General features: G+C 70.4%; 18 protein-coding genes. 12 read left to right on the top strand and 6 right to left on the bottom strand.

Going from position 1 to position 20,939, the window contains the following annotated elements:
- Window positions 1-6: 6 nt before the first annotated feature.
- Complete coding sequence (gene rpmH, locus OJ962_RS20025; RefSeq protein WP_121250135.1) at window positions 7-150, bottom strand: 50S ribosomal protein L34; 144 nt, start codon at window positions 148-150, stop codon at window positions 7-9.
- Between the two features lie 284 nt (window positions 151-434).
- Here rpmH and dnaA point away from each other — a divergent pair, with 284 nt between their 5' ends.
- The 6 genes from dnaA (at window position 435) to gyrA (ending at window position 9,612) form a co-directional block, all read left to right on the top strand.
- The gene (gene dnaA, locus OJ962_RS20020) at window positions 435-1,772 is read left to right on the top strand and encodes a chromosomal replication initiator protein DnaA (protein ID WP_202954594.1); all 1,338 of its coding nucleotides are present in this window, start codon (window positions 435-437) and stop codon (window positions 1,770-1,772) included.
- A gap of 153 nt (window positions 1,773-1,925) precedes the next feature.
- Window positions 1,926-3,029 carry a DNA polymerase III subunit beta gene (dnaN, locus tag OJ962_RS20015; protein WP_202954593.1) on the top strand — a complete coding sequence of 368 codons (1,104 nt, stop codon included), beginning with the start codon at window positions 1,926-1,928 and terminating at the stop codon, window positions 3,027-3,029.
- Window positions 3,026-4,126 carry a DNA replication/repair protein RecF gene (gene recF / locus OJ962_RS20010; protein ID WP_202954592.1) on the top strand — a complete coding sequence of 367 codons (1,101 nt, stop codon included), beginning with the start codon at window positions 3,026-3,028 and terminating at the stop codon, window positions 4,124-4,126. Before dnaN ends, recF begins: the two co-directional genes overlap by 4 nt.
- Window positions 4,104-4,397 (top strand): DUF721 domain-containing protein, encoded by a 294-nt coding sequence (locus tag OJ962_RS20005; RefSeq protein ID WP_202954591.1) that lies wholly within the window; start codon window positions 4,104-4,106, stop codon window positions 4,395-4,397. The genes recF and OJ962_RS20005 overlap by 23 nt, the downstream gene beginning before the upstream one ends.
- Before the next feature lie 148 nt (window positions 4,398-4,545).
- Window positions 4,546-6,966 (top strand): DNA topoisomerase (ATP-hydrolyzing) subunit B, encoded by a 2,421-nt coding sequence (gene gyrB / locus OJ962_RS20000; protein WP_202954590.1) that lies wholly within the window; start codon window positions 4,546-4,548, stop codon window positions 6,964-6,966.
- A 3-nt stretch (window positions 6,967-6,969) separates the two neighbouring features.
- Window positions 6,970-9,612, top strand: a complete 2,643-nt coding sequence (gyrA, locus tag OJ962_RS19995; protein ID WP_202954589.1) for a DNA gyrase subunit A — start codon at window positions 6,970-6,972, stop codon at window positions 9,610-9,612.
- Window positions 9,613-10,023: 411 nt separating this feature from the next.
- On the opposite strand, the gene OJ962_RS19990 is transcribed toward gyrA, so the two are convergent.
- The 5 genes from OJ962_RS19990 to OJ962_RS19970 form a co-directional block, all read right to left on the bottom strand.
- On the bottom strand, window positions 10,024-10,644 hold the full coding sequence (locus OJ962_RS19990; protein ID WP_202954588.1) for a DUF4291 domain-containing protein: 621 nt from the start codon (window positions 10,642-10,644) through the stop codon (window positions 10,024-10,026).
- Window positions 10,614-11,108 (bottom strand): HNH endonuclease, encoded by a 495-nt coding sequence (locus OJ962_RS19985; protein WP_202954587.1) that lies wholly within the window; start codon window positions 11,106-11,108, stop codon window positions 10,614-10,616. The genes OJ962_RS19990 and OJ962_RS19985 overlap by 31 nt, the downstream gene beginning before the upstream one ends.
- Window positions 11,109-11,251: 143 nt before the next feature.
- Window positions 11,252-12,088, bottom strand: a complete 837-nt coding sequence (gene pheA / locus OJ962_RS19980) for a prephenate dehydratase (protein WP_202954586.1) — start codon at window positions 12,086-12,088, stop codon at window positions 11,252-11,254.
- On the bottom strand, window positions 12,085-12,612 hold the full coding sequence (locus OJ962_RS19975) for a DUF4446 family protein (protein ID WP_202954585.1): 528 nt from the start codon (window positions 12,610-12,612) through the stop codon (window positions 12,085-12,087). Before OJ962_RS19975 ends, pheA begins: the two co-directional genes overlap by 4 nt.
- 10 nt (window positions 12,613-12,622) lie before the next feature.
- The gene (locus OJ962_RS19970) at window positions 12,623-13,648 is read right to left on the bottom strand and encodes a hypothetical protein (protein ID WP_270006552.1); all 1,026 of its coding nucleotides are present in this window, start codon (window positions 13,646-13,648) and stop codon (window positions 12,623-12,625) included.
- 225 nt (window positions 13,649-13,873) lie between these two features.
- Here OJ962_RS19970 and OJ962_RS19965 point away from each other — a divergent pair, with 225 nt between their 5' ends.
- Genes OJ962_RS19965 through OJ962_RS19940 form a run of 6 tightly spaced genes read left to right on the top strand, consistent with a single transcriptional unit; the run spans window position 13,874 to window position 20,939 of the window.
- Window positions 13,874-15,589, top strand: coding sequence for a serine/threonine-protein kinase (locus tag OJ962_RS19965; RefSeq protein ID WP_202954583.1), 1,716 nt, complete (start codon window positions 13,874-13,876; stop codon window positions 15,587-15,589).
- Window positions 15,590-15,645: 56 nt separating this feature from the next.
- The gene (locus OJ962_RS19960; protein ID WP_202954582.1) at window positions 15,646-16,404 is read left to right on the top strand and encodes an FhaA domain-containing protein; all 759 of its coding nucleotides are present in this window, start codon (window positions 15,646-15,648) and stop codon (window positions 16,402-16,404) included.
- 3 nt (window positions 16,405-16,407) lie between these two features.
- The gene (locus tag OJ962_RS19955; RefSeq protein ID WP_202954581.1) at window positions 16,408-16,899 is read left to right on the top strand and encodes an FHA domain-containing protein; all 492 of its coding nucleotides are present in this window, start codon (window positions 16,408-16,410) and stop codon (window positions 16,897-16,899) included.
- Window positions 16,900-18,255, top strand: coding sequence for a Stp1/IreP family PP2C-type Ser/Thr phosphatase (locus OJ962_RS19950; protein WP_202954580.1), 1,356 nt, complete (start codon window positions 16,900-16,902; stop codon window positions 18,253-18,255).
- Window positions 18,256-19,554, top strand: coding sequence for an FtsW/RodA/SpoVE family cell cycle protein (locus tag OJ962_RS19945; protein ID WP_202954579.1), 1,299 nt, complete (start codon window positions 18,256-18,258; stop codon window positions 19,552-19,554).
- Window positions 19,551-20,939: a peptidoglycan D,D-transpeptidase FtsI family protein gene (locus tag OJ962_RS19940; RefSeq protein WP_202954578.1), complete on the top strand. Its 1,389-nt coding sequence runs from the start codon at window positions 19,551-19,553 to the stop codon at window positions 20,937-20,939. The genes OJ962_RS19945 and OJ962_RS19940 overlap by 4 nt, the downstream gene beginning before the upstream one ends.

Genomic DNA, 20,939 nt, shown 5'->3' with positions numbered 1-20,939 from the left:
GACGGGCTACTTGTCGCTGACGCTCAGCCGCTTGCGGCCCTTGTCGCGGCGCCGCTTGAGGACGAGACGTCCCGCTTTGGTGCTCATGCGCTGACGGAACCCGTGGGTGCGGGCGCGCTTTCGCTTCTTGGGCTGGTAGGTGCGCTTCACGTTTCGTGGACTCCTTGGCCGCGGGCCGGGATGGTGCGGTTGGCTCGGAGCAGCACCGAGCCGGGCTCGCTGCGCGGCGGCGATCAAGCATACAACCCCGCGTCCATGCACACCCTGCGGACGGACCCGATTCACATTCGTTCGCGATTTGCGGAGCCCCGCGAGAGACCCGTGGATCGGGCCCTCTGGCCTTTGCTAGGTTTGCGCCCCGCCCGCCTCGGCGGCGTTCTCTTCCAGTCGTCTCCCAGCCCTCGGTCCCCCCGAGGAGGATTTCCTGCGCGCCCGTGTCAGAGCCTGATCCCGCCACCGTCTGGCACCGCTTCCGTGGCGAGCTGCGCAAAGCGGTCAACGAGTCGACGTGGCACATCTGGCTCGAGCGGATCGGCTTCCGCGAGCTCGACGGGACGACGATCGTCCTCGACGCGCCCGACGACGTGCGCGGTTGGGCGCAGAGCCGCTTCGCTCGCGTCCTGAACGCGTGCGCGGAGACCGTCGTCGGGCCCGGCGCGACGGTCCGCTTCGCCGCACCCGACGAGGTCCCGGCTCCCGCCGTACGGCGCGAGCCGGCGCCGCGCGCCACCGCACCGGCGCCGGCGCTCAACCCGCGACTGACCTTCGACCAGTTCGTGATCGGCGAGAGCAACCGCCTGGCGCACGCCGCGGCGCTGGCCGTGGCCGAGACGCCCGGGCTCGCCTACAACCCGCTGTTCATCTGCGGTCCGCCCGGACTCGGCAAGACGCACCTGCTGCACTCGATCGCGAACTACGTCCACGAGCACGGCGGCGGGATGACCGCTCGCTACACGACCGCCGAGACGTTCACCGACCACTTCGTGGCCGCGCTCCAGAACGGCGACATGGACGCCTTCAAGGCCGCCTACCGGGGTGTGGACGTGCTGCTGGTCGACGACGTCCAGTTCCTGGCCCGGCGCGCCAAGACCGAGCAGGAGTTCTTCCACACCTTCAACGTCCTGCACCAGGCGGGCGCCCAGCTCGTGCTGACCTCCGATCGGCTTCCGCGCGACATGGACGCGCTCGAGGACCGGCTGCGTGAGCGCTTCGAGGCCGGCCTGGTGTGCGACGTGCGCCCGGCGGACCGCGCCACCCGGCTGACGATCCTGCGCAAGCGCGTGGCCCAGGACGACGTGGGCGAGGTCGATCCGCAGGCGCTGGAGCTGATCGCCGACCGCGTCGACGCGAACATCCGCGCGCTCGAGGGCGCCCTCATCCGCGTGATCGCCTTCGGCTCCCTCACGGGCCGCCCCGTCACCGCCGAGCTGGCCGCGGAGGTCCTCGCCGGCCTCTATCCCGAGCTCTCCAAGAAGAAGGCCCCTCCGACGATCACGGAGATCCAGGAGGGGACCTGCGAGGCGTTCGGCGTCTCGATGGACGCCCTGCTGTCGGCCAGCCGGACGCAGCCCGCGGCGTTCGCCCGCCAGGTCGCGATGTACCTCGCACGCGAGCTGACCGGCGCCACCCTGCCCACGATCGGCCGCGCGTTCGGCAACCGCAACCACACGACCGTTCTGCACGCCTGCCGGCGCACGACCGAGCGCATGGCCTCCGACCGTGAGGCCTACGAGGCTGTGCACAGCCTGCTCCGGTCACTCGGTGGTCACTGAAGCGGTCCGCACTTGATGACAGACTTCGACAGTTCATGCACAGGCCATGTCCGCTCTGGCGCGACGTTCGTCAGGCTTGTGCACAGACTGAACAGCCCTGATGACCACTGAACAGACTCATCACCCGATCTCGACGCGAGAGGCGACAGCCGCATGAAGATCACAACTGCGCGCGACGCGCTCTTCGCCCAGCTGCAGACGGTCACGCGTGCCGCATCCACGCGCAGCGCCGTTCAGGCGCTGTCCGGCGTGCAGCTGCTCGCGTCCAAGGACGGGATCGAGCTGCGGGCCACGGACATGGAGATCGGGCTGCGCGTCCCGCTCGAGGGCGAGGTCGTCCGCGAGGGCTCGATCGTGCTGCCGGCGCGCCTGGCCGTGGACGTCATCCGCGCGCTGCCGGGCAAGGAGGTCTCGCTCGAGCTGCGGCCCGTGGAGCAGGACGTCGAGATCCTCGGCGGCTCCGCCTCCTTCTACATCCGCACGCTGCGCCTGGAGGACTTCCCGCCGTTCCCGGAGGTCGAGGGCGACGTCGTCGAGGTCCCCGGCGACGCGTTCGTGCAGACCGTCAACAAGGTCGCGCGCTCGGCCTCGCGCGATGAGACGCGCCCCGTGCTGACCGGCATCCTCGTCTCGGCCACGGCCGACGAGCTGCGGATGGTCGCGACCGACTCCTACCGGCTCTCGGTGAAGGAGACCAAGCTCAGCGAGCCGCTCGCCGGCGCCTTCGAGGCCAACGTGCCGGCGCGTGCGCTGCAGGAGCTCACCCGCATCGTCCAGCACGAGAGCGCGGACATCCTCTCCGTGTCCGTGCGCGCGAACCAGGTCGTGTTCTCGGCCGGCGGCGTCGTGCTCTCCTCGCGGCTGATCGACGGGCAGTTCCCGAACTACCGCCAGCTGCTGCCGGACACCTACGAGCACGAGCTGCGCCTGGAGGGCGGCGAGGTCACGGAGGTCGTGCGCCGCATCTCGCTGCTGGCGCAGAAGAACGCGCCGCTGCGGCTCGCGTTCACCGAGGGCGAGCTGACGGTGTCGGCCCGCACGCCGGACGTCGGCGAGGCGCGCGAGACGATCCCCGTCCCGTTCGCCGGCGACCCGCTGGAGATCGGCTTCAACCCCGAGTTCCTGCGCGACGGCCTGGAGGCGGTCGACGGTGACGTGATCATCAAGCTGATCTCGCCGCTGCGGCCGGGCCTGCTGGAGGCCGGCGACGGCTCCGGGTTCCAGTACCTCCTGATGCCCATCAGACTGAATGTGTGATCGCCACCCGGCTTAGCCTTCGCGACTTCCGCACGTACTCGAGTGCGGAAGTCCGGCTGGGTCCGGGCCTCACCGTCATCACCGGCCGCAACGGCGCCGGCAAGACGAACCTGCTGGAGGGGATCTACTTCGCCTGCACCGCGCGCTCGTGTCGGACGTCGAACGAGCGCGAGGTGGTGCGCTTCGGGGCCGAGCTGACCCGCACCGAGCTCGTGTGTGAGGACGCCCTCGGCCGGCACGAGGTGACGGTCGGCTTCAAGCCGGGCGAGACGAAGCGGCTGAGGGCGGACGGGGCCGTGGTCGAGAATTTGGTCGGCACGGGTGCCCGGCCGCTCGTGTCGGTGTTCCTGCCCGACCGACTCGAGCTCGTGCTCGGCGCTCCGGCGCTCCGGCGCGCCCACCTGGACCAGGTGATCGCCGCCCTGTGGCCGGGTCGCTCCGGCACCCGGCGCGCCTACAGCGCCGCGCTCGCGCAACGCAACGCGCTGCTGGCGAGCATCCGCGCCGGCCGCGCCTCACGCGCCTCGCTGCCCGCCTGGGACGCCGAGCTGGCCCGCCACGGGGTGGCGCTGATGGCCGACCGGGCCGCCACCGTCGACAACTTGCGCCCACGCTATGCACACCATGCACAGGGCCTCGGCCTCGAGGGCAAGGTGGAGCTGCGCTACAAGCCGCGCTCGGAGGCGACGAGCGCGGACGAGCTGGCCGCGGAGCTCGCGGAGCGCCTGGAGTCCGACCTGGAGCGCGGGTTCACCGGCCACGGCCCGCACCGCGACGACCTCGGTTTCCGCCGAGAAGGACGCGAGCTGCGGTCCTACGGCTCGCGTGGCCAGCAGCGCCTCGGCCTGCTCGCGCTGCTGCTCGCCGAGCGCGAGGAGCTGGCCGCCGCGCACGGGGCCGCTCCGCTGCTGCTCCTCGACGACGTGATGTCGGAGCTGGACGCGACCCGCCGCGGCCGTCTGGTGGACCTCCTGCGCCGCGACGGGCAGGCTGTGATCACCACCACCGAGCTCGACCACGTGCCCGGCGGCGAGGAGGAAGACGTGACCCGGATCGAGATCGTGGACGGACGCATTGAAACGCCGACGCACGCCTAGACCCGTTGCGTTCGCGATCGAGACGCTGGCGGACGGCCTCGAGCCCGCCACCTTGATCGCGCGCATCCAGCGTCGCTGGCCGGACGTCGCGGGGTCGTTCGCGAGCTGCCAGCCCGCGTTCGAGCGCGACGGGGAACTGACGGTGAACTGCGGCAGCGCCGTGCAGGCGCAGGAGCTGGACCTGATGTCCGAGCTCGTCGTCGCGCGCCTGAACGAGGCGCTCGGGCAGCCCGCGGTGAAGCGCTTGCGGCCACGCGCTACCCACGCCTGATCCTTGACAAACGACGAACGTGTGCTACGCGCGCGCGTCGTTATTTCGAACCCGCGCGACTGCTAATATCCCACGCAACGATTGGCCACGCCCCGGCCCGGACACCCGTCCCGCCGGGGCGTCGCTTGTGTGTGGACGAAGGAGACCCTTGAGCACCGGCGACCCCCAGAACGGCAACCCGCAGCGCGGCTACGACGCCCAGGACATCACGGTCCTCGAAGGGCTCGAGGCCGTCCGCAAGCGTCCCGGCATGTACATCGGCTCGACGGGCGTCCGTGGTCTGCATCACCTCGTGTATGAGATCGTGGACAACTCGGTGGACGAGGCGCTGGCGGGCTTCTGCGACACCGTGACGGTCACGATCCATCCGGACAACTCCGTGACGGTGACCGACAACGGGCGCGGGATCCCGGTCGCCAAGATGGAGAAGGAGGACAAGTCCGCCCTCGAGGTCGTCTTCACCGTCCTGCACGCCGGCGGCAAGTTCGGCGAGGGCGGCGGCTACAAGGTCTCCGGCGGTCTGCACGGCGTGGGCGCGTCGGTCGTCAACGCGCTCTCGGACGAGCTGACGGCCACCATCCGGCGCGACGGTTTCACGTGGACGCAGTCCTACGTCCGCGGGGTCCCGAGCGGCGAGCTCCAGAAGGGCGAGCCGACCGAAGAGACCGGCACGTCGATCAGCTTCCGCCCGGACGCGGAGATCTTCGAGACGCTGACGATGGACTTCGGCATCCTCGAGCAGCGCCTGCGCGACACGGCCTTCCTCACCAAGGGCCTCCGGATCACGATCACGGACGAGCGCGGCGAGGAGAAGAAGACGCGCGAGTTCTACGCCGAGGGCGGCATCCGGGACTTCGTCGCGTACCTGAACGAGAACAAGGACGCGACGGGCAAGATCATCTACTTCGAGGGCGAGGACGAGCAGAACGGCTCGGTCGAGGTCGCCCTGCAGTGGAACGGGACCTACAACGAGTCCGTCTTCTCGTTCGCGAACAACATCAACACGCACGAGGGCGGCTCGCACCTCTCGGGCTTCCGCTCCGCGCTCACGGGCACGCTGAACCGCTACGCGCGCAACAGCGGCATGCTCAAGGAGGGCAAGGACAAGCCGCTCGAGGGCGAGGACATCCGCGAGGGCCTGACCGCCGTGATCAGCGCCAAGCTGACCGACCCGCAGTTCGAAGGCCAGACCAAGACCAAGCTCGGCAACCCGGGCATGCAGGGCTTCGTCGCCTCCGTCGTGAACGCCAAGCTCGCCGAGTTCTTCGAGGAGAACCCGAAGGAGGCCGAGCGGATCGTCCGCAAGGCGATCGACGCCTCACGCGCCCGCGCCGCCGCCCGCAAGGCGCGCGACACCGCGCGCAAGTCGGCCATGGGCGGCATGGGCCTGCCGGGCAAGCTCGCCGACTGCATGGTCAAGGAGCCGGAGATCGCCGAGCTGTTCATCGTCGAGGGCGACTCCGCCGGCGGCTCGGCCAAGCAGGGGCGCGACCGCGCGACCCAGGCCGTCCTCCCGCTGCGCGGCAAGATCCTCAACGTCGAGAAGGCGCGCATCGACAAGGTGCTCCAGAACCAGGAGATCCAGGCGCTGATCACGGCGCTCGGGACGGGCGTGCGCGACGAGTTCGACATCTCGAAGCTGCGCTACCACAAGATCATCCTGATGACGGACGCCGACGTGGACGGCGCGCACATCCGCACGCTTATCCTCACGTTGCTCTTCCGCGAGATGCAGGACCTCGTCGAAGCCGGCTACATCTACATCGCCAAGCCGCCGCTGTACAAGGTCGTCCAGGGCAAGCAGGACATCTACATCGAGAAGGAGTCCGAGCTCGAGGACCGGCTGCTCCAGGACAAGCTCGAGCGCTTCGAGGTCCTCGACAACGAGGGTCGCGCCTTCAAGCTGACCGAGACGCGCTGGCAGCGCTACACGCGCCTGCTCAAGCAGTACGAGGGCTGGTCGGCCGCGCTGCGCGCCGAGCACGGCCACGAGGTCGTCCAGTTCCTCGAGGAGTCCCAGATCCTCGACAATGAGATCAAGACCGCCGAGGAGCTGCTGGAGCTCGTCCGCCGCGAGCCGGTGGAGACCGATCCGTTCATGACGGAGCTGATCTCCGAGGACGAGAACCTCATCCGCGTCAAGGCGACCGAGCGCCGGTCCAACCTCGCCCGCACGCACCGCCTGCGCCGGACGATGTTCCAGGCGAACGAGTACCGCCAGCTCGCGCGCGTGCACGCGGACCTGATCCGGCTGGCCGGCACGCCGCCGTTCAGCGTCAAGCTCGGCAACGAGGCCGAGGAGGCCGCGTCGTTCGAGGAGCTGCGCCGCGCCGTCATGACCGTCGCCGGCAAGGGCGTGAAGCTTCAGCGCTTCAAGGGCCTCGGCGAGATGAACGCCGACCAGCTCGCCACCACGACCATGAACCCGAACTCCCGCACGCTGGCCCAGGTGACGATGGACGACGCGGCCGCCGCCGACCGGCTCTTCACGATGCTGATGGGCGACAAGGTCGAGCCGCGCCGCGAGTTCATCGAAGAGAACGCCCGCGTCGCGACCCTGGACATCTAAGCCATGTCGACCACCATCCACTCCGGCAACGTCGAGCCGCGCGGGCTCGAGGAGGAGATGCGCTCCTCCTACCTGGACTACGCGATGTCCGTCATCGTCGGGCGCGCGCTGCCCGACGTGCGCGACGGCCTGAAGCCCGTCCACCGCCGCGCGCTGTTCTCGATGAACGAGAACGGCCTGCAGCCGAACCGCCCGTACGTCAAGGCCGCACGCATCGTCGGCGACGTCATGGGCAAGTACCACCCGCACGGCGACTCGGCGATCTACGACACGATCGTCCGCATGGCGCAGGACTTCTCCCTGCGCTACCCGCTCGTCGACGGCCAGGGCAACTTCGGCTCGATCGACGACGACCCCGCGGCCGCCATGCGGTACACGGAGGCGCGGCTGGCGCCGATCGCGCGCGAGCTGCTGCGCGACCTGGACTCGGACACGGTCGACTTCGGCCCGAACTACGACGGCTCCGAACAGGAGCCGCTGGTCCTGCCGTCGCGCTTCCCGAACCTGCTCGTCAACGGGTCCAGCGGCATCGCCGTCGGCATGGCGACGAACATCCCGCCGCACAACCTGCGGGAGACGATCGCGGCGACGATCGCCTACATCGAGAACCCGGACATCGACACGGCCGGCCTGATGCAGCACATGAAGGGCCCGGACTTCCCGACCGGCGGCGTCATCCTCGGCCTCAGCGGCATCCGCGACGCGTATGAGACCGGCCGCGGCCGCGTGCGCGTGCGCGCTACCGCCCACATCGAGCAGATCGGCAAGAACCGCGAGGCGATCGTCGTCACCGAGCTGCCGTTCATGGTCAAGAAGGGCGGCGACGGCGGCGTCATCAACAAGATCGTGGATCTCGTCCGCGACAAGAAGGTCACGGAGATCGCCGACGTCCAGGACTACTCGGACGGCAACGGCATGCGGCTCGTGATCGAGCTCAAGCGCGACGAGAACCCGAAGGTCGTCCTCAACAAGCTCTACAAGCACACGCCGATGCAGACCACGTTCGGCGTGAACATGGTTGCGCTGGTCGAGAACGTGCCGCGCCTGCTGGGCCTGCGCGACGTCATCAAGTACTACGTCCGCCACCAGCGCGAGGTCATCGTCCGCCGCTCCAAGCACGAGCTGCGCGGCCTCGAGCGCCGGGTGCACGTGCTCGAGGGCTTGCTGATCGCCCTCGATCACATCGACGAGATCATCGCCATGATCCGCTCCTCGCGCGATCGCGAGACGGCCCGCACCGGGCTGATGGAGCGCTTCGAGCTCACCTACGTGCAGGCTCAGGCGATCCTCGAGCTGCGCCTGCAGCAGCTGACCGGCCTGGAGGCCGACACGCTGCGCCAGGAGCACGAGGACAAGATGGAGCGCATTCGCGAGCTCAAGGATCTGCTCGGGAACGAGGACATGGTCCTGGAGCTGATCAAGACCGAGCTCAACGAGGTCTCTGAGCGCTACGGCGACGAGCGCCGGACCAAGATCGCGCCGTCCGAGGACGACATCGACATCGAGGACCTGATCGCCGACCAGCAGATGGTCATCTCGATCACGAACTCGGGCTACATCAAGTCCCTGCCGCTCGCCACCTACCGCGCGCAGCGGCGCGGGGGCGTCGGGATCATCGGCATGGACATGAAGGACGAGGACTTCATCGAGCACCTGTTCGTGTCCTCGACGCACGACTACCTGCTGTTCTTCACGAACCGCGGCAAGGTCTACCGGTCCAAGGTCTACGACCTGCCGGAGATGTCGCGCACGTCCAAGGGTCGCTACCTCGGCAACGTCCTGCCCCTGCGTGAGGGCGAGCGGGTCCAGTCCGTACTCGCCACGCGGGACTTCTCCGAGGCCCCGTACATCATGTTCGCCACCCGCAACGGCGTGGTGAAGAAGACGGCGTTCCAGGCGTACAACACGCCGATCCGCGCGGACGGCATCATCGCCATCAACATCCGCGAGGACGACGAGCTCGTCGCGGTGCGCCGGGTGGACGAGGAGGACGAGATCCTGATGGTCTCGCACGCCGGCCTCACGGTCCGCTTCAAGGAGTCCGACGCCCGCGCGATGGGCCGCGACACCAGCGGCGTCCGCGGCATGGACGTGTCCGACCCGGACAACTACGTGATCGCTATGGACGTCGCGCGGCCCGGACAGGACCTGCTGGTCGTCACCGAAGGCGGCTACGGCAAGCGTACGTCGGTCGACGAGTACCGGCTCACGTCCCGCGGCGCCAAGGGCGTCAAGACGATCACCTTCACGGAGACCAAGGGCCTGCTCGCCGGCGCGCTCGTCGTCCGCGAGCACGAGGAGCTCGTGTTCATCTCCCAGAACGGCATGGTCCAGCGCACGTCGGTGCGCGGCATCAACCGCTACGGTCGCGCGTCCCAGGGCGTGAAGGTCATGAACCTGCGCGAGGGCGACGCGGTCTCCGCCGTGGCGCTGGTGGTCGAGAACGAGTCGTCGACCACGGTTGCGGTGCCGGACGAGGAGCTGCCGATCCAGCTCGACGTCGACGCTGTGACGGACGTCGAGGCTGCGGTCGAGTCGGTGGACGCCGGCCCGGTCGAGGACGACGAGGAGATCAACCCGGCCGACCCGACGCAGGAGTCGCTGCTCGACCAGCCGGAGACCGACGAGGACGACCTCGAGCCGTAGCACGAGGCCTAATCGCGAGCTCAAAAGCCGTTCAGGGCGTCATTTCGACGACCCTGGACGGTTGTCGCTCGAAGTCCGCCGCGACGTTCGGTACTCTTCGAATCACCAGAGAAAGGGGGTGGTCCGAAGTTGAGTGACAGTTCTTGTGGGACCCTGGAGGGGCCCGGCCGTTAGACCAGCCGGCGCTGGACCCGCGTTCTAGCGGAATCCACACCGGTGCCCCGCCGCCACTGATGCCGGGAGTAGTCCCTCCGGCCGCTTAGACAGTCAGCGACGGCACGAAGTCCAGCAAGTTGTACGCGAGGCCCCGGTTTGTCGACCGGGGCCTCGTCGTTTAAGGGAAACTCCGACGGTCGGCCTCGTCCGTCCACCTCCATGTGGCCGGCCTGAGGCGCGTCGCGCGTCGCGCGCTCAGGGCGTGGCGCCGACGCGGGCGGCGAGCTCCGGCGAAAGCGGGTACGGCGTCTCGACCGGAAGCAGCGCCCGGGCGGCCTCCTGGTCGCCGGCGCGGACGTGCGCGTGGACCCGACGCATGAGGTCGGTGGCGTCGCGCAGCTCGACGATCCACTCGTCGACGTAGCGGTCCACGGCCTCGCCGGAGAGCCCGACCTGGATCGCGCGGTGGCTGAGTGCCCCGAGCGTGAGCGAGCGCTCCGGGTCCCACTGGACGCGCACGGGCGACTCGCGTTTGGCGGCCTCCCAGGCGGCGTGATCGGCGTACGTGCCAGGCTCGAAGTGGCTCAGCGACGCGTGCGCGAGCGCCCACTCGAAGCCCTCGCGCGTGATCTCGACCGCGAGCACGCGCTCCTGGCCCTCCTTCTGCGCCCACCCGCAGCGGTACGCCATCCACAGCAGCGAGGGCTTGATCCACGTCATCCGCTCGCGCTTGAATGGCGGCACGAACCGGCCGGCCGCGAGGGCCGGCTCGGCGATGTGCGGCGAGTACGCCTGGTAGACGGTGAGCGTGCTGGCCGTCTGTGCCGCGCGGACCTCGCGCGCCTTCACGCGGCCTGCGGCAGGTACTGGCGCCACGTCGCCGGGATCGTCGGCGACGCGAGCTGGATGAAGATGTGCGCGCCCGGCGTGTGCGGCTTGGTGCGCGGGTGCATGTGGATCTGGTGCGGGAGCCGGTCGGCCTTGCGGCGATTGCACGGGGCGCAGGCCGCGACGATGTTGTCCCAGCCGGAGCCGCCGCCCTTGGACCGCGGGATCACGTGATCCACGGTCAGCGAGGTGCGCGCGCCGCAGTACTGGCACATCCACCCATCGCGCGCGAACACGGCGCGACGGGTGATCTTGCGCTTGTGCGTGTCCCGCGGGATGCGGACGTAGGTGACGAGCCGGATCACGACCGGGCGCGGGAGCGAGCCCGTCGCCCAGTGCAGGTCGTGCGTCCCGGTCTCCACGACCTCGGCCTTGTCCTTGAGGAGCAGGACCGTGGCGCGGCGCACCGTGCACACGTTGATGGGCTCGTACGTCGCGTTGAGCACCAGCACACGACCACCGTTCCAACGACTCGGGGAGCCGTCAGATTCAGGTCCGTGCCGATGGTGGTCATCGAACGGCACGGACCCCAGTGGGCCTGGGGGTACGGCGCTAGCCATCTGGATCGGGAGTGTAGCGGTCCATTCGGACCCCTTTACGCACTCCCGAACGAGCCAAGGACTCGAACCACCTGAGCGTGCTTATGGAGATCCGCCACGGCACCGGCCACGGCGGGCCGCGCCGTGGACCCCTCCAGGTCCAGGAAGAACATGTACTCGCCCATCTTCCGGCGCAGCGGACGGGACTCGATCCGGGTCAGGTTGACGCCGGCGAACGCGAACACGGCCAGGCAGGAGACGAGCCACCCGGGCGAGCCCGAGCCGGAGCCCCAGAACACGAGCATCGTCTTCGCGGGCCCTTCGTCCGGGGCCGGCGGCGCCGCCTCGGTCCGCGCGACCCAGCCGAAGCGCGTCGCGTTGCCGGGGTCGTCCTCGCAGTCCTCGGCGAGCATCACGGCGCCGTAGCGGCGGGCGGCCAGCCGCGGCCCGATCGCCGCACGGGTCCCGTCGGGGTCCTCGGCCACGATCCGTACCGCCTCGGCCGTCGAGGCCGCGGGCACGACCGCCGCGTGCGGCAGGTGCTCGGCGATCCAGCGCTTGCACTGGCCGAGCGCCTGGGGATGCGAGAGCACCATCGTCACCTGTTCGAGCGCGAGCTCGCGCCCCGCGGCGAGGCAGTAGGAGACGGGCTGCACGACCTCGCCGACGACCGACACCCCGTCCGCCTCCAGTGCGAGGCAGTCGAGCACCGGGTCCACGCCGCCCTCGAGCGCGTTCTCGATCGGCACCAGCGCGCGCTCGATCCGCTGCTCCTGCACGGCGAGCACGACGTCGCGCAGCGAGGCGAGCGGCACGCCCTCCGCTTCGGGGGCCGCGCCGTTGAGCGCTTCGTCGCTGACGGTGCCCGGCGGGCCGAGGAACGCGACTCTCACTGCGTCTCCAGCATCACGGAACCGACCTCGCCGGCGAGCGCGAGCCGCACCGCCTCCTCTTCCTCCGGCGAGAGCTGGTGCTCGCCGCGGCCGCCATGGACCTGCTTGCAGTACAGGCGTGCGGAGTCGCGGTGCACGATCGACGACAGGACCACGCCGTTGTGGTCGGCGTCGAGCAGCGCGATCGTCGTGGACTGGTGGCCGGACATCTCGTTGTAGGCGTCATAGCGCACGAGCGCCCGGTACGCGATCGCGCCGTCCAGTCGGTCCTCGGCGGCGGCCATGCGCTCGGCGAGGTGCTCGGACACCTCGTCGACGCGGGCGTGCAGCGCCGCGAACGCGCGCTGCAGCTCGCTCGCGTGCTCGATCAGGTCGCGCTGGCCGTGGTCGCCGAGCACCAGCCGCTGCGCGCCGCGCACGCGGCGGAAGCGGATGCTCAGCACCAGCAACCAGATCAGCGCGACCAGCGCCGCGCCCGCCGCGGCCAGCGCGACGATCCCCGGCGCGTCCGAAAACTCCGACACGGCCGGGAGGCTACCCCTGGTCGAAGAGCGCCGGGTACGTCGCCTTGTTGTTGTCGGTCTTCTCCTCGCACGGCGCCGCGGCCACGGTGACCGCGATGTTCAGCGCGGTCCCGATCGGCGGTTCCTCGGTGAGCGGGAGCTCGACCTGGACCGTCTCACCCTGCGCGACGCGCGGGACGGTCTTCTGCAGCGTGATCGTCTCGCCGTCGCCGCTGGAGCGGGAGATCTTCACCGACACCTTGATGTTGAACTCGTCGTTCTCGCCCTGGTTGGCGAACGAGACGAGGAACCGCTGCCCGTCGCTGTAGGTGAGCCGGTTCGACGTGCCCGGCTGCAGCGTGGTCTCCCCGAACGAGGTGGCGTTCAGACCGGAGCCGTGCAGGCCCGGGCCGGTGCACTCCGCGCTCTGGCGGGTGTTGCCGTCGCCGTCCTCGCCGCCCGTGGAGAGCTGCTGATCGAGCTCGGAGGCGACGAACGGGGGCGAGACCCACGAGATGTCGTTCATGAACCGCGACGGCGGGATCTCCTGCCCCGTGACCTCGGCCTTGTCCAGCGCGTCTTTGATGAACGGCTGCACGCGCGCCTTGTAGATGACGTCCGAGGCGTTGAACGCCTGGTTCTGGCCGGCGATGGCCTCGATCGCGGCGTCCGCCGTCTCACCCTCGTCGCCGAGCGCGTTCCGGATGTCCTGGGAGATCGCCTCCAGCCCGTCGCGCCGCAGCTCGAGCGCGATCAACAGCGCCTGCTGGGCGTCCACCATCTCGCCGGGCACGCTGAGGTCCTGCGCCTGCGTCAGCGACTGCTCCGCCGTGGCCTTGAACGAGTTGATCTCCGCGAACAGGTCGTTCGGCGAGCCCTCGCCGGCCCGGCCCATCGCCTCGAACAACCGCTCGCCGGTCTGCCGCGAGGTGGTGGCGATGCCGGCGACCTGGCGGTTGTACTCCCGGAGCGCGTTGTCCGTGCGCGAGTCGTTGCACGAGCGCACGAGGAAGAAGAGCGCGAACAGCACCAGCGCGCCGACGACCACCGCCACCATGCGGCGGACGAGCAGGGCTTGCGCGTCAGGGGCGGCGGCCCCACCGGAGGGGCGACCACTGCGCGGGCGAACTCGCGCCTGTGTACGGGTGCGCGAGGTGGTGCGAGTGGGTTCGTCGTCCTCGTCGAAGAAGGACAAGTTGAGGTCTCCTCAGCGGCGACTGGTCTTCCCAGGATGACAGGGGGATCGGAGGGAATTACGCCGTTGCAGCGAAATCGCCTTCAAATGGAGATCACGGACGAGCTGGGAACGCCGCTCGCGGCCGACCTCGTCCTGAACCGGTACCGGCTCGGCCAGCGGCTCGGCGCGGGCGGGTTCGGGACCGTCTACGCCGCCACGGACGAGCGGCTGCAGCGCCCCGTCGCGGTCAAGGTGATCCCGTCGGGCGGCGGCGATCCCACCCGCGCGCAGCGCGAGGCGCTCGCGGCCGGCCGGCTCGACCACCCGGGCATCGTCGCGATCTTCGACGCGGGCCAGGACGACCAGGCCCGCTATCTGGTCTCCGAGCTCGTGTACGGGCGCACCGTCGACGACCTCAACGCCGAGGGCCTGCTCAGCGACCGCGACGTGCTCGCGATCGGCCGGGCGCTGTGCGGCGCGCTCGCGCACGCGCACGAGCGCGGCGTCGTGCACCGCGACGTCAAGCCGCAGAACGTCCTGATCCCCGAAGCGCCGCGCTCGGCCGCGGGCGTGGCCAAGCTGGCCGACTTCGGCGTCGCGCACCTCGCCGGTGACGAGCCGCTGACCCGCACGGGCGACGTGGTCGGCACGTTGGCCTACATGGCGCCCGAGCAGGCCGAGGGCAAGCGGATCGACCACCGCTGCGACCTCTACAGCCTCGCGCTCGTGCTCTACGAGGCGCTGGCGGGCGTCCATCCCGTGCGCGCGGGCTCGCCGGCTGCGACGGCCAAGCGCGTCGGCACCGTGCTCCCGCCGCTCAAGCGCCATCGCAAGGACCTGCCGCCGGAGCTGTGCGCGGCGATCGACCGCGCCGTCCGCCCCAAGCCGGGCGAGCGTGGGACGCTCGAGGACCTGGCGGCGGCGCTCGAGGACGCGCTGCCCGAGGTCTCCGACGAGGGCGGGACGGTCGCGACCTGGGAGGGCGGCCACGACGTCCCACGCGGGCTCGATCGGGCACTGGCCGCGGTGGCCGCCGGCGGGCTGTGTGCCGCCGCGCTGGCCTGGGCCGAGCAGCCCGCGCTCCCGGCGCTCGCCGCCGTGCTCGCGGTCGCCCTGCTGCCGCGCCTGGGCTGGCTGGCGACGGCGGTGGCGACGGTCGCCGCGGTCTCGGTCGAGCACCCGGGCGCCGCGCTGCTGATCGGCTTCGCGCTCGCCCCGGTGCCGTTGCTGCTGCGCCGCCACGGCCCGCTGTGGTCGGTGCCCGCGCTCGCTCCGCTGCTGGGGCTGGCGACGCTCGCCGGCGTGTTCCCCGCGCTCGCGGGCCAGGCGCGCGGGTGGTTCGCGCGCGCGGCGCTGGGGGCGCTGGGTGCGTGGTGGGCGCTGCTGGCCGCGCCGCTGCTGGGCCGCGCGATGCTGCTGGCCGGCGAAGGCACCGGAGGAGCCCGCGCGGTCGCCGGCGCCGACGAGCCCGCCGCGGCTCTCGCCGTCGCCTCGGGCGATCCGGCGCTCGTGCGCGGCGCGAACGTCGACGAGGCCGTCGACCTCGTGCTGCGGCCGCTCGCCGAGAGCGGCGTGCTGCTCTACGCACTCGTCTGGGCGGCGGCCGCGGCCGTCCTGCCGTGGCTCGTGCGCGGCCGCTTCCTCGCGCTCGACCTGGTCGCGGCGTCCGCCTGGGCCGCCGCGCTCGGCGGCGCGACGGTCGCCGCGGCGGATGCGATCGGCGTCGCCGAACCGCGTCACGCCGTGCTCGCGAGCGTTTTCGCGGGGGCGTTCGCGGTGACAATCCCCCACCTCCGGCGGGCTCCGGTGGTGGAGCCATGACCCAAGGCCGGATACTGTGCACCGGCAATCATGGCCTCCGATCCGCGTAGCGGCGCATGAGCGTACTGCGCAACCTCGAATCCAAGCTCGCCGGGCTCGTCGAGGGCACGTTCTCGCGTGCCTTCAAGTCCGAGGTGCGGCCGGTCGAGATCGCGCGCAAGCTCGCCAAGGAGATGGAGGACCATAAGGTCCAGTCGCTTTCGCGCGTCTACGCCCCCAATGAGTACGCCGTGTGGCTGTCGACCGAGGACCGCAAGCAGTTCGAGGGCTACGAGGACGAGCTCGCGCAGGAGCTCGCGGGGTACCTGCTCGAACACGCGCGCCGCGAGAAGATCGCGTTGATGACGAGCCCGAAGATCTCCTTCCGGACCGACGAGCGCCTGCGCCTGGGCGAGTTCGGCATCCAGGCGCGGCTCGTCAAGCCGTCGGGACGCGAGCACGAGCCACCGAGCCAGGGTGACGAGGGTCACACGCAGGTCTACTCGGCGTCGGCGCGGCTCAGCGAGCCGCTGCGCGAGCCGCACCCGCAGCGCGGCCAGGCGCGCCTGCACGTCGATGGCGCCGGCACGCACACCGTGTCCTCGCGCGGCGCGGTGATGGGCCGCAGCCGCGACTGCGACGTCGTGCTCGACGACCCGAACGTCTCGCGGCGGCACGCGGAGGTGCGGCCGTCCGGCGGATCGTGGATCGTCAACGACCTGGGCTCCACGAACGGCATCAAGGTCAACGGGCGGCGCGTGACCGGCCCGCAGTCCATCCGCGACGGCGACGTGATCGAGCTCGGCACCTCGCGCGTGAGCTTCGAGCTGGAGTAGCGGATGGAACTGGAACCGGTCTCCGTCGCGCTCAAGTTCGGCTTCCTCGCCGTGCTGTACCTGTTCCTGCTGTGGGTCGCGCGCTCCGCGCTCAAGGACCTGCGGCGCGGGACGGAGGCGGCGTACACGGGTCCGAGCGCGGACGTCGAGGGCGCGACCGGCATGCACTCCGCGTCGGCGCCGTCGACACCGCCGCAGCGCGGGCGTCCCAAGCTGCGGGTGCGCACGGCGGCGGGGCTCGCGGCGGGCTCCGCCTATGATCTCACCGAGGGAGCCTTGCTGGGGCGCGGAGACCAGGCCGACATCCGGCTCGAGGACGGGTTCGCGTCCTCACAGCACGCACGCCTCGTCCCACAGGGGGATGTGATGGTCTTGGAGGATCTCGGCTCCACGAACGGCACGTATCTCAACGGTGAGCCGCTGCGCGGAGCACAGCCCCTGCACCCGGGCGACATGATCCGGATCGGCGACAGCGAGTTCTCCTTCGAGCGGTAGATGCTGAGAATCTCTGAGCACTGGCACGGGTCCGACCTCGGCCTGCAACGGCAGGGCAACGAGGACAACTACTTCGTGCGCGCCCCGCTGTTCGTCGTCGCCGACGGCATGGGCGGCGCGCAGGCGGGCGAGGTCGCGTCGGAGATGGCGGTCGAGTCCTTCACGGGCGGGTTGCCGGACGGCACCGCGCCCGGCCCGGGGCTGCGGCACATCATCGAGGAGGCGAACCGGCACATCCACGAGCGCTCGCGCACGCAGTCCGGGCGGGCCGGGATGGGGACGACGGTGACCGCCGCGCACGTGGGCGAGAACGTGGTCACGATCGCCCACGTCGGCGACTCGCGCTGCTACGTGGCGCGCGACGGCGAGCTGACGCGGCTGACCGAGGACCACTCGCTCGTCGAGGAACTCATCAAGCGCGGCAAGCTCACGCCGGACCAGGCCGAGACGCACCCGCAGCGCTCCGTGATCACGCGCGCGCTCGGCCCGGAGCCCGACGTCCAGGTGGACGTGTTCGAGGAGCGCGCCCAGGCCGGCGACCTGTTCCTGCTGTGCTCGGACGGGCTGACGGCGATGGTGCGCGAGCCCGACCTCAAGCCGATGCTGGTCGGCGACGATCGTCCGCTCGCCGACCTCGGCCGTTCCCTGATCGCCGCCGCCAACGCCAACGGCGGGCGCGACAACATCACGGTGATCCTGTTCCGGCTCGAAGAAGTGGACGCGCCGGTGTCCTCGGCGCTGGACACGCCGACCGAGGCGTACGAGATCCCGGAGGACGACGGCGAGGGCGACACCAGCGAGTACCAGACGTTCGCCGGCGAGGCCGTCGAGCCGCGCCAGGGCGTGAGCCGGCCGACCGGCCACACGCGCGGCACCGACGCCGTCCGCGGCCGCGCCTCCGACGAGGCCGAGGCGGAGTACCGCGCCTCCGGCACCGTCGCGCTGTCCGCGGTGCGCCCGCGCGCGCAGCTCATCGAAGACGAGGAGGCACGCACCCACGCGCCGCCTCGCCGGCCCGCAGCGCCGCGCCGCCGAGGCGTCCGCCGGCTCTTCTCGCCCGGGAAGCTGATCGCGTTCGGAAGCCTGGTCGGCCTGCTCGCCGCCTTCTGGCTCGCGACGCGACAGGTGTACTTCGTCGGCGTCGACGACACCCGGGGGAACGTGGTGACGCTCTACCACGGCCTGCCGTACGAACTCCCGCTCGGCATCGAGCTCTATCAGCCGGTCAAGCACTCCGGGGTGACCCTCCAGAGCGTCCCTGCGCGCCGTCGTTCCACCTTCACCGACCACAAGCTGCGCTCCAAGGACGACGCCGAGGGGTTGGTCAGAGCCCTCGAAGAAGGCCGCATCTCCTAGATGTCGGCCCGCAACCGCGAGCTGATGGCGCTGATCCCGGCGTCCCTGCTTCTCACCGCCGGGTTCGCCGCGATCTTCATCCAGCGCAACGAGCTGCTCTCGAACGTCTCGCTGACGTACGGCGGGATGTTCCTCGGGCTGTGCTTCGTCGCGCACCTCGTGATCCGCTTCACGCTGCCGTACGCGGACCCGTACCTGTTCCCGCTGGTCGCGGTCCTTGCGTGCTTCGGGCTGGTCGTCATCTACCGGATCGACGAGGACCTCGCGCGCGTCCAGGCGCAGTGGTTCGTGATCGGCCTGATCGCGTTCGCGCTCACGATCTTCCTGTTGCGCGACTTCCGGTTGCTGGAGCGCTACCGCTACACGATCGCGTTCGCCGGCCTGCTGCTGTTGCTGCTCCCGCGCGTGCCGGGCATCGGCGAGCAGGTCAACGGGGCGTACCTGGGCGTGCGCATCGGCCCGATCTCGTTCCAGCCCTCCGAGCTGGGCAAGATCGCGATCGTCATCTTCCTCGCCGCCTACCTGCAGGACACGCGGCGCGTGCTGGTGCAGGGCTCGCGACGCATCCTGGGCGTGACGATCCCACCGCTCAAGCACCTCGGCCCGCTGCTCGTGGTCTGGGGCGCGGCGATGTTCATGCTCGTGTTCATCCGCGATCTCGGCTCGTCGCTGATGTACTTCGGCGCGTTCCTGGCGCTGCTGTACGTGGCCACCAACCGGCTCAGCTTCGTGGTCATCGGGCTGCTGATGTTCGCGGCCGGCGCATGGTTCTTCTCCTCGACGGTCGGCCACGTGCAGGACCGCATCGACGTCTGGCTGAACCCGTTCGCGCCCGGCCTGTATGACCAGCCGGGCGGCTCGTACCAGATCGCCAACGGCATGTTCGCGATGGCGGACGGCGGGCTCTTCGGCCGCGGCCTCGGCGCCGCCGTCCTGCGCGTGCCCGACGGCGGGCCGCTGATCCCGGCGCCGGAGACGGACATGATCTTCGCCGTCATCGTCAACGACCTCGGCCTGCTCGGCGGCGCGGGCGTGATCGCCACCTACCTGCTGATCGCCGAGCGCGGCTTCAAGATCGCCACGCTCGCGACCGACAGCTTCTCCAAGCTGCTGGCGACTGGCCTGACGGCCGTCATGGCGCTGCAGGTGTTCGTGATCGTGGGCGGCGTCACGCGCGTGATCCCGCTCACGGGCGTCACCCTTCCCTTCGTGAGCTACGGCGGATCCTCGATCGTCGCGAACTTCATCCTGCTGGCGCTGCTGCTGCTGATCTCCAACCGAGCGCGCAGGCCCGCATGAACGTCCCGATCTACCGCCTCTTCATGGTCTTCCTGTTGCTGTTCGCGGTGCTGATCGGCTTCACGTCCCGCTGGGCGGTGTTCGGTGAGCAGCAGCTGCGCGAGAACCCGAAGAACGCGCGCGTGCGGATCGAGGAGCAGCGCATCAAGCGCGGCGTGATCCGCGCGGCCAACGGGGACGTGCTGGCCGGCAGCACGCGCCTGTCAGGCGACCGCTACGGTCGCCGCTACCCCACGGGACGCCTGTTCGCGCTGCCGATCGGCTTCGACAACGTGCGCTTCGGCCGCCAGGGCCTGGAGGCGTACTACAACGACGCGCTCGTCGGCCGCAAGGAGGAGCTCACGAGCCTCGTGGACTCGCTGATCACCGAGCCGCAGATCGGCGACGACCTGCAGACCACGCTCGTCCCGCGCGCGCAGGAGCTGGCCTACGACCTGCTGCAGGGGCACAAGGGCGCGGTCGTCGCGCTCGGCGTCCGCGACGGGTCCGTGAAGGTCATGGCGGGCACGCCGTCGTTCGACCCGGACAAGCCGCAGGAGGCCGAGAGCACGTTCAACCGCGCCACCCAGGGCCTGTATCCGCCCGGCTCGACGTTCAAGACCGTCACGGCCACGGCGGCGATCGACTCCGGCCGCTACCAGCCCGAGTCGCGGGTGAACGGTCGCAACGGGAAGGTGATCTCGGGGACGCCGCTGAACAACTTCCAGCAGCAGAGCTATGGCGACATCACGCTCACCGAGGCCCTCACCAACTCCGTCAACACGGTGTGGGCGGACGTCGGCGTCAAGCTCGGGCGCGAGCGCATGCAGGAGTACATGGATCGCTTCGGCTTCGGGGAGAAGCCGCCGATGGACTACCCGGACACGCAGATGTTCTCCAGCGGTCCGCGGGACACCGAGCGCAACGAGATCCTGCCGATGCGCTCGGACCGGGTGGACGTCGGGCGCACCGCGATCGGGCAGGGCCTGCTGCTGGTCACGCCGCTGCAGATGGCGACCGTCGCGCAGACGATCGGCAACGGCGGCGTGCGGATGGAGCCGCGGCTCGTGCAGCGCGTCATCGACCCGGACGGGCGCACGGTCGACGAGCCGATGCCCGAGCAGGCCGAGCGTGTGATGTCCCGCGACAGCGCCGAGAAGGTCGCGACGATGATGCGCTCCGTGGTGCGCGAGGGCTCCGGCACGGCCGCGGCGCTGGAAGGCGTCACCGTCGCGGGCAAGACCGGCACGGCCGAGATCAACATCGAGCAGGGCATCAACGACCTGTGGTTCATCGGCTTCACCGAGGACGTCGCCGTGGCCGTGATCATCGAGCGCGAGCGGGGCCAGGGCGGCACGGTCGCGGCCCCGATCGCCAAGCAGGTCCTCCAAGCCCTGGGTCAGTGA

Source organism: Solirubrobacter deserti (genome assembly GCF_027587175.1).
Taxonomy (GTDB): Bacteria; Actinomycetota; Thermoleophilia; order Solirubrobacterales; family Solirubrobacteraceae; genus Solirubrobacter; species Solirubrobacter deserti.
Note: the sequence above shows the minus strand (reverse complement) of the source record. Positions and strands in the feature narration are given on the sequence as shown.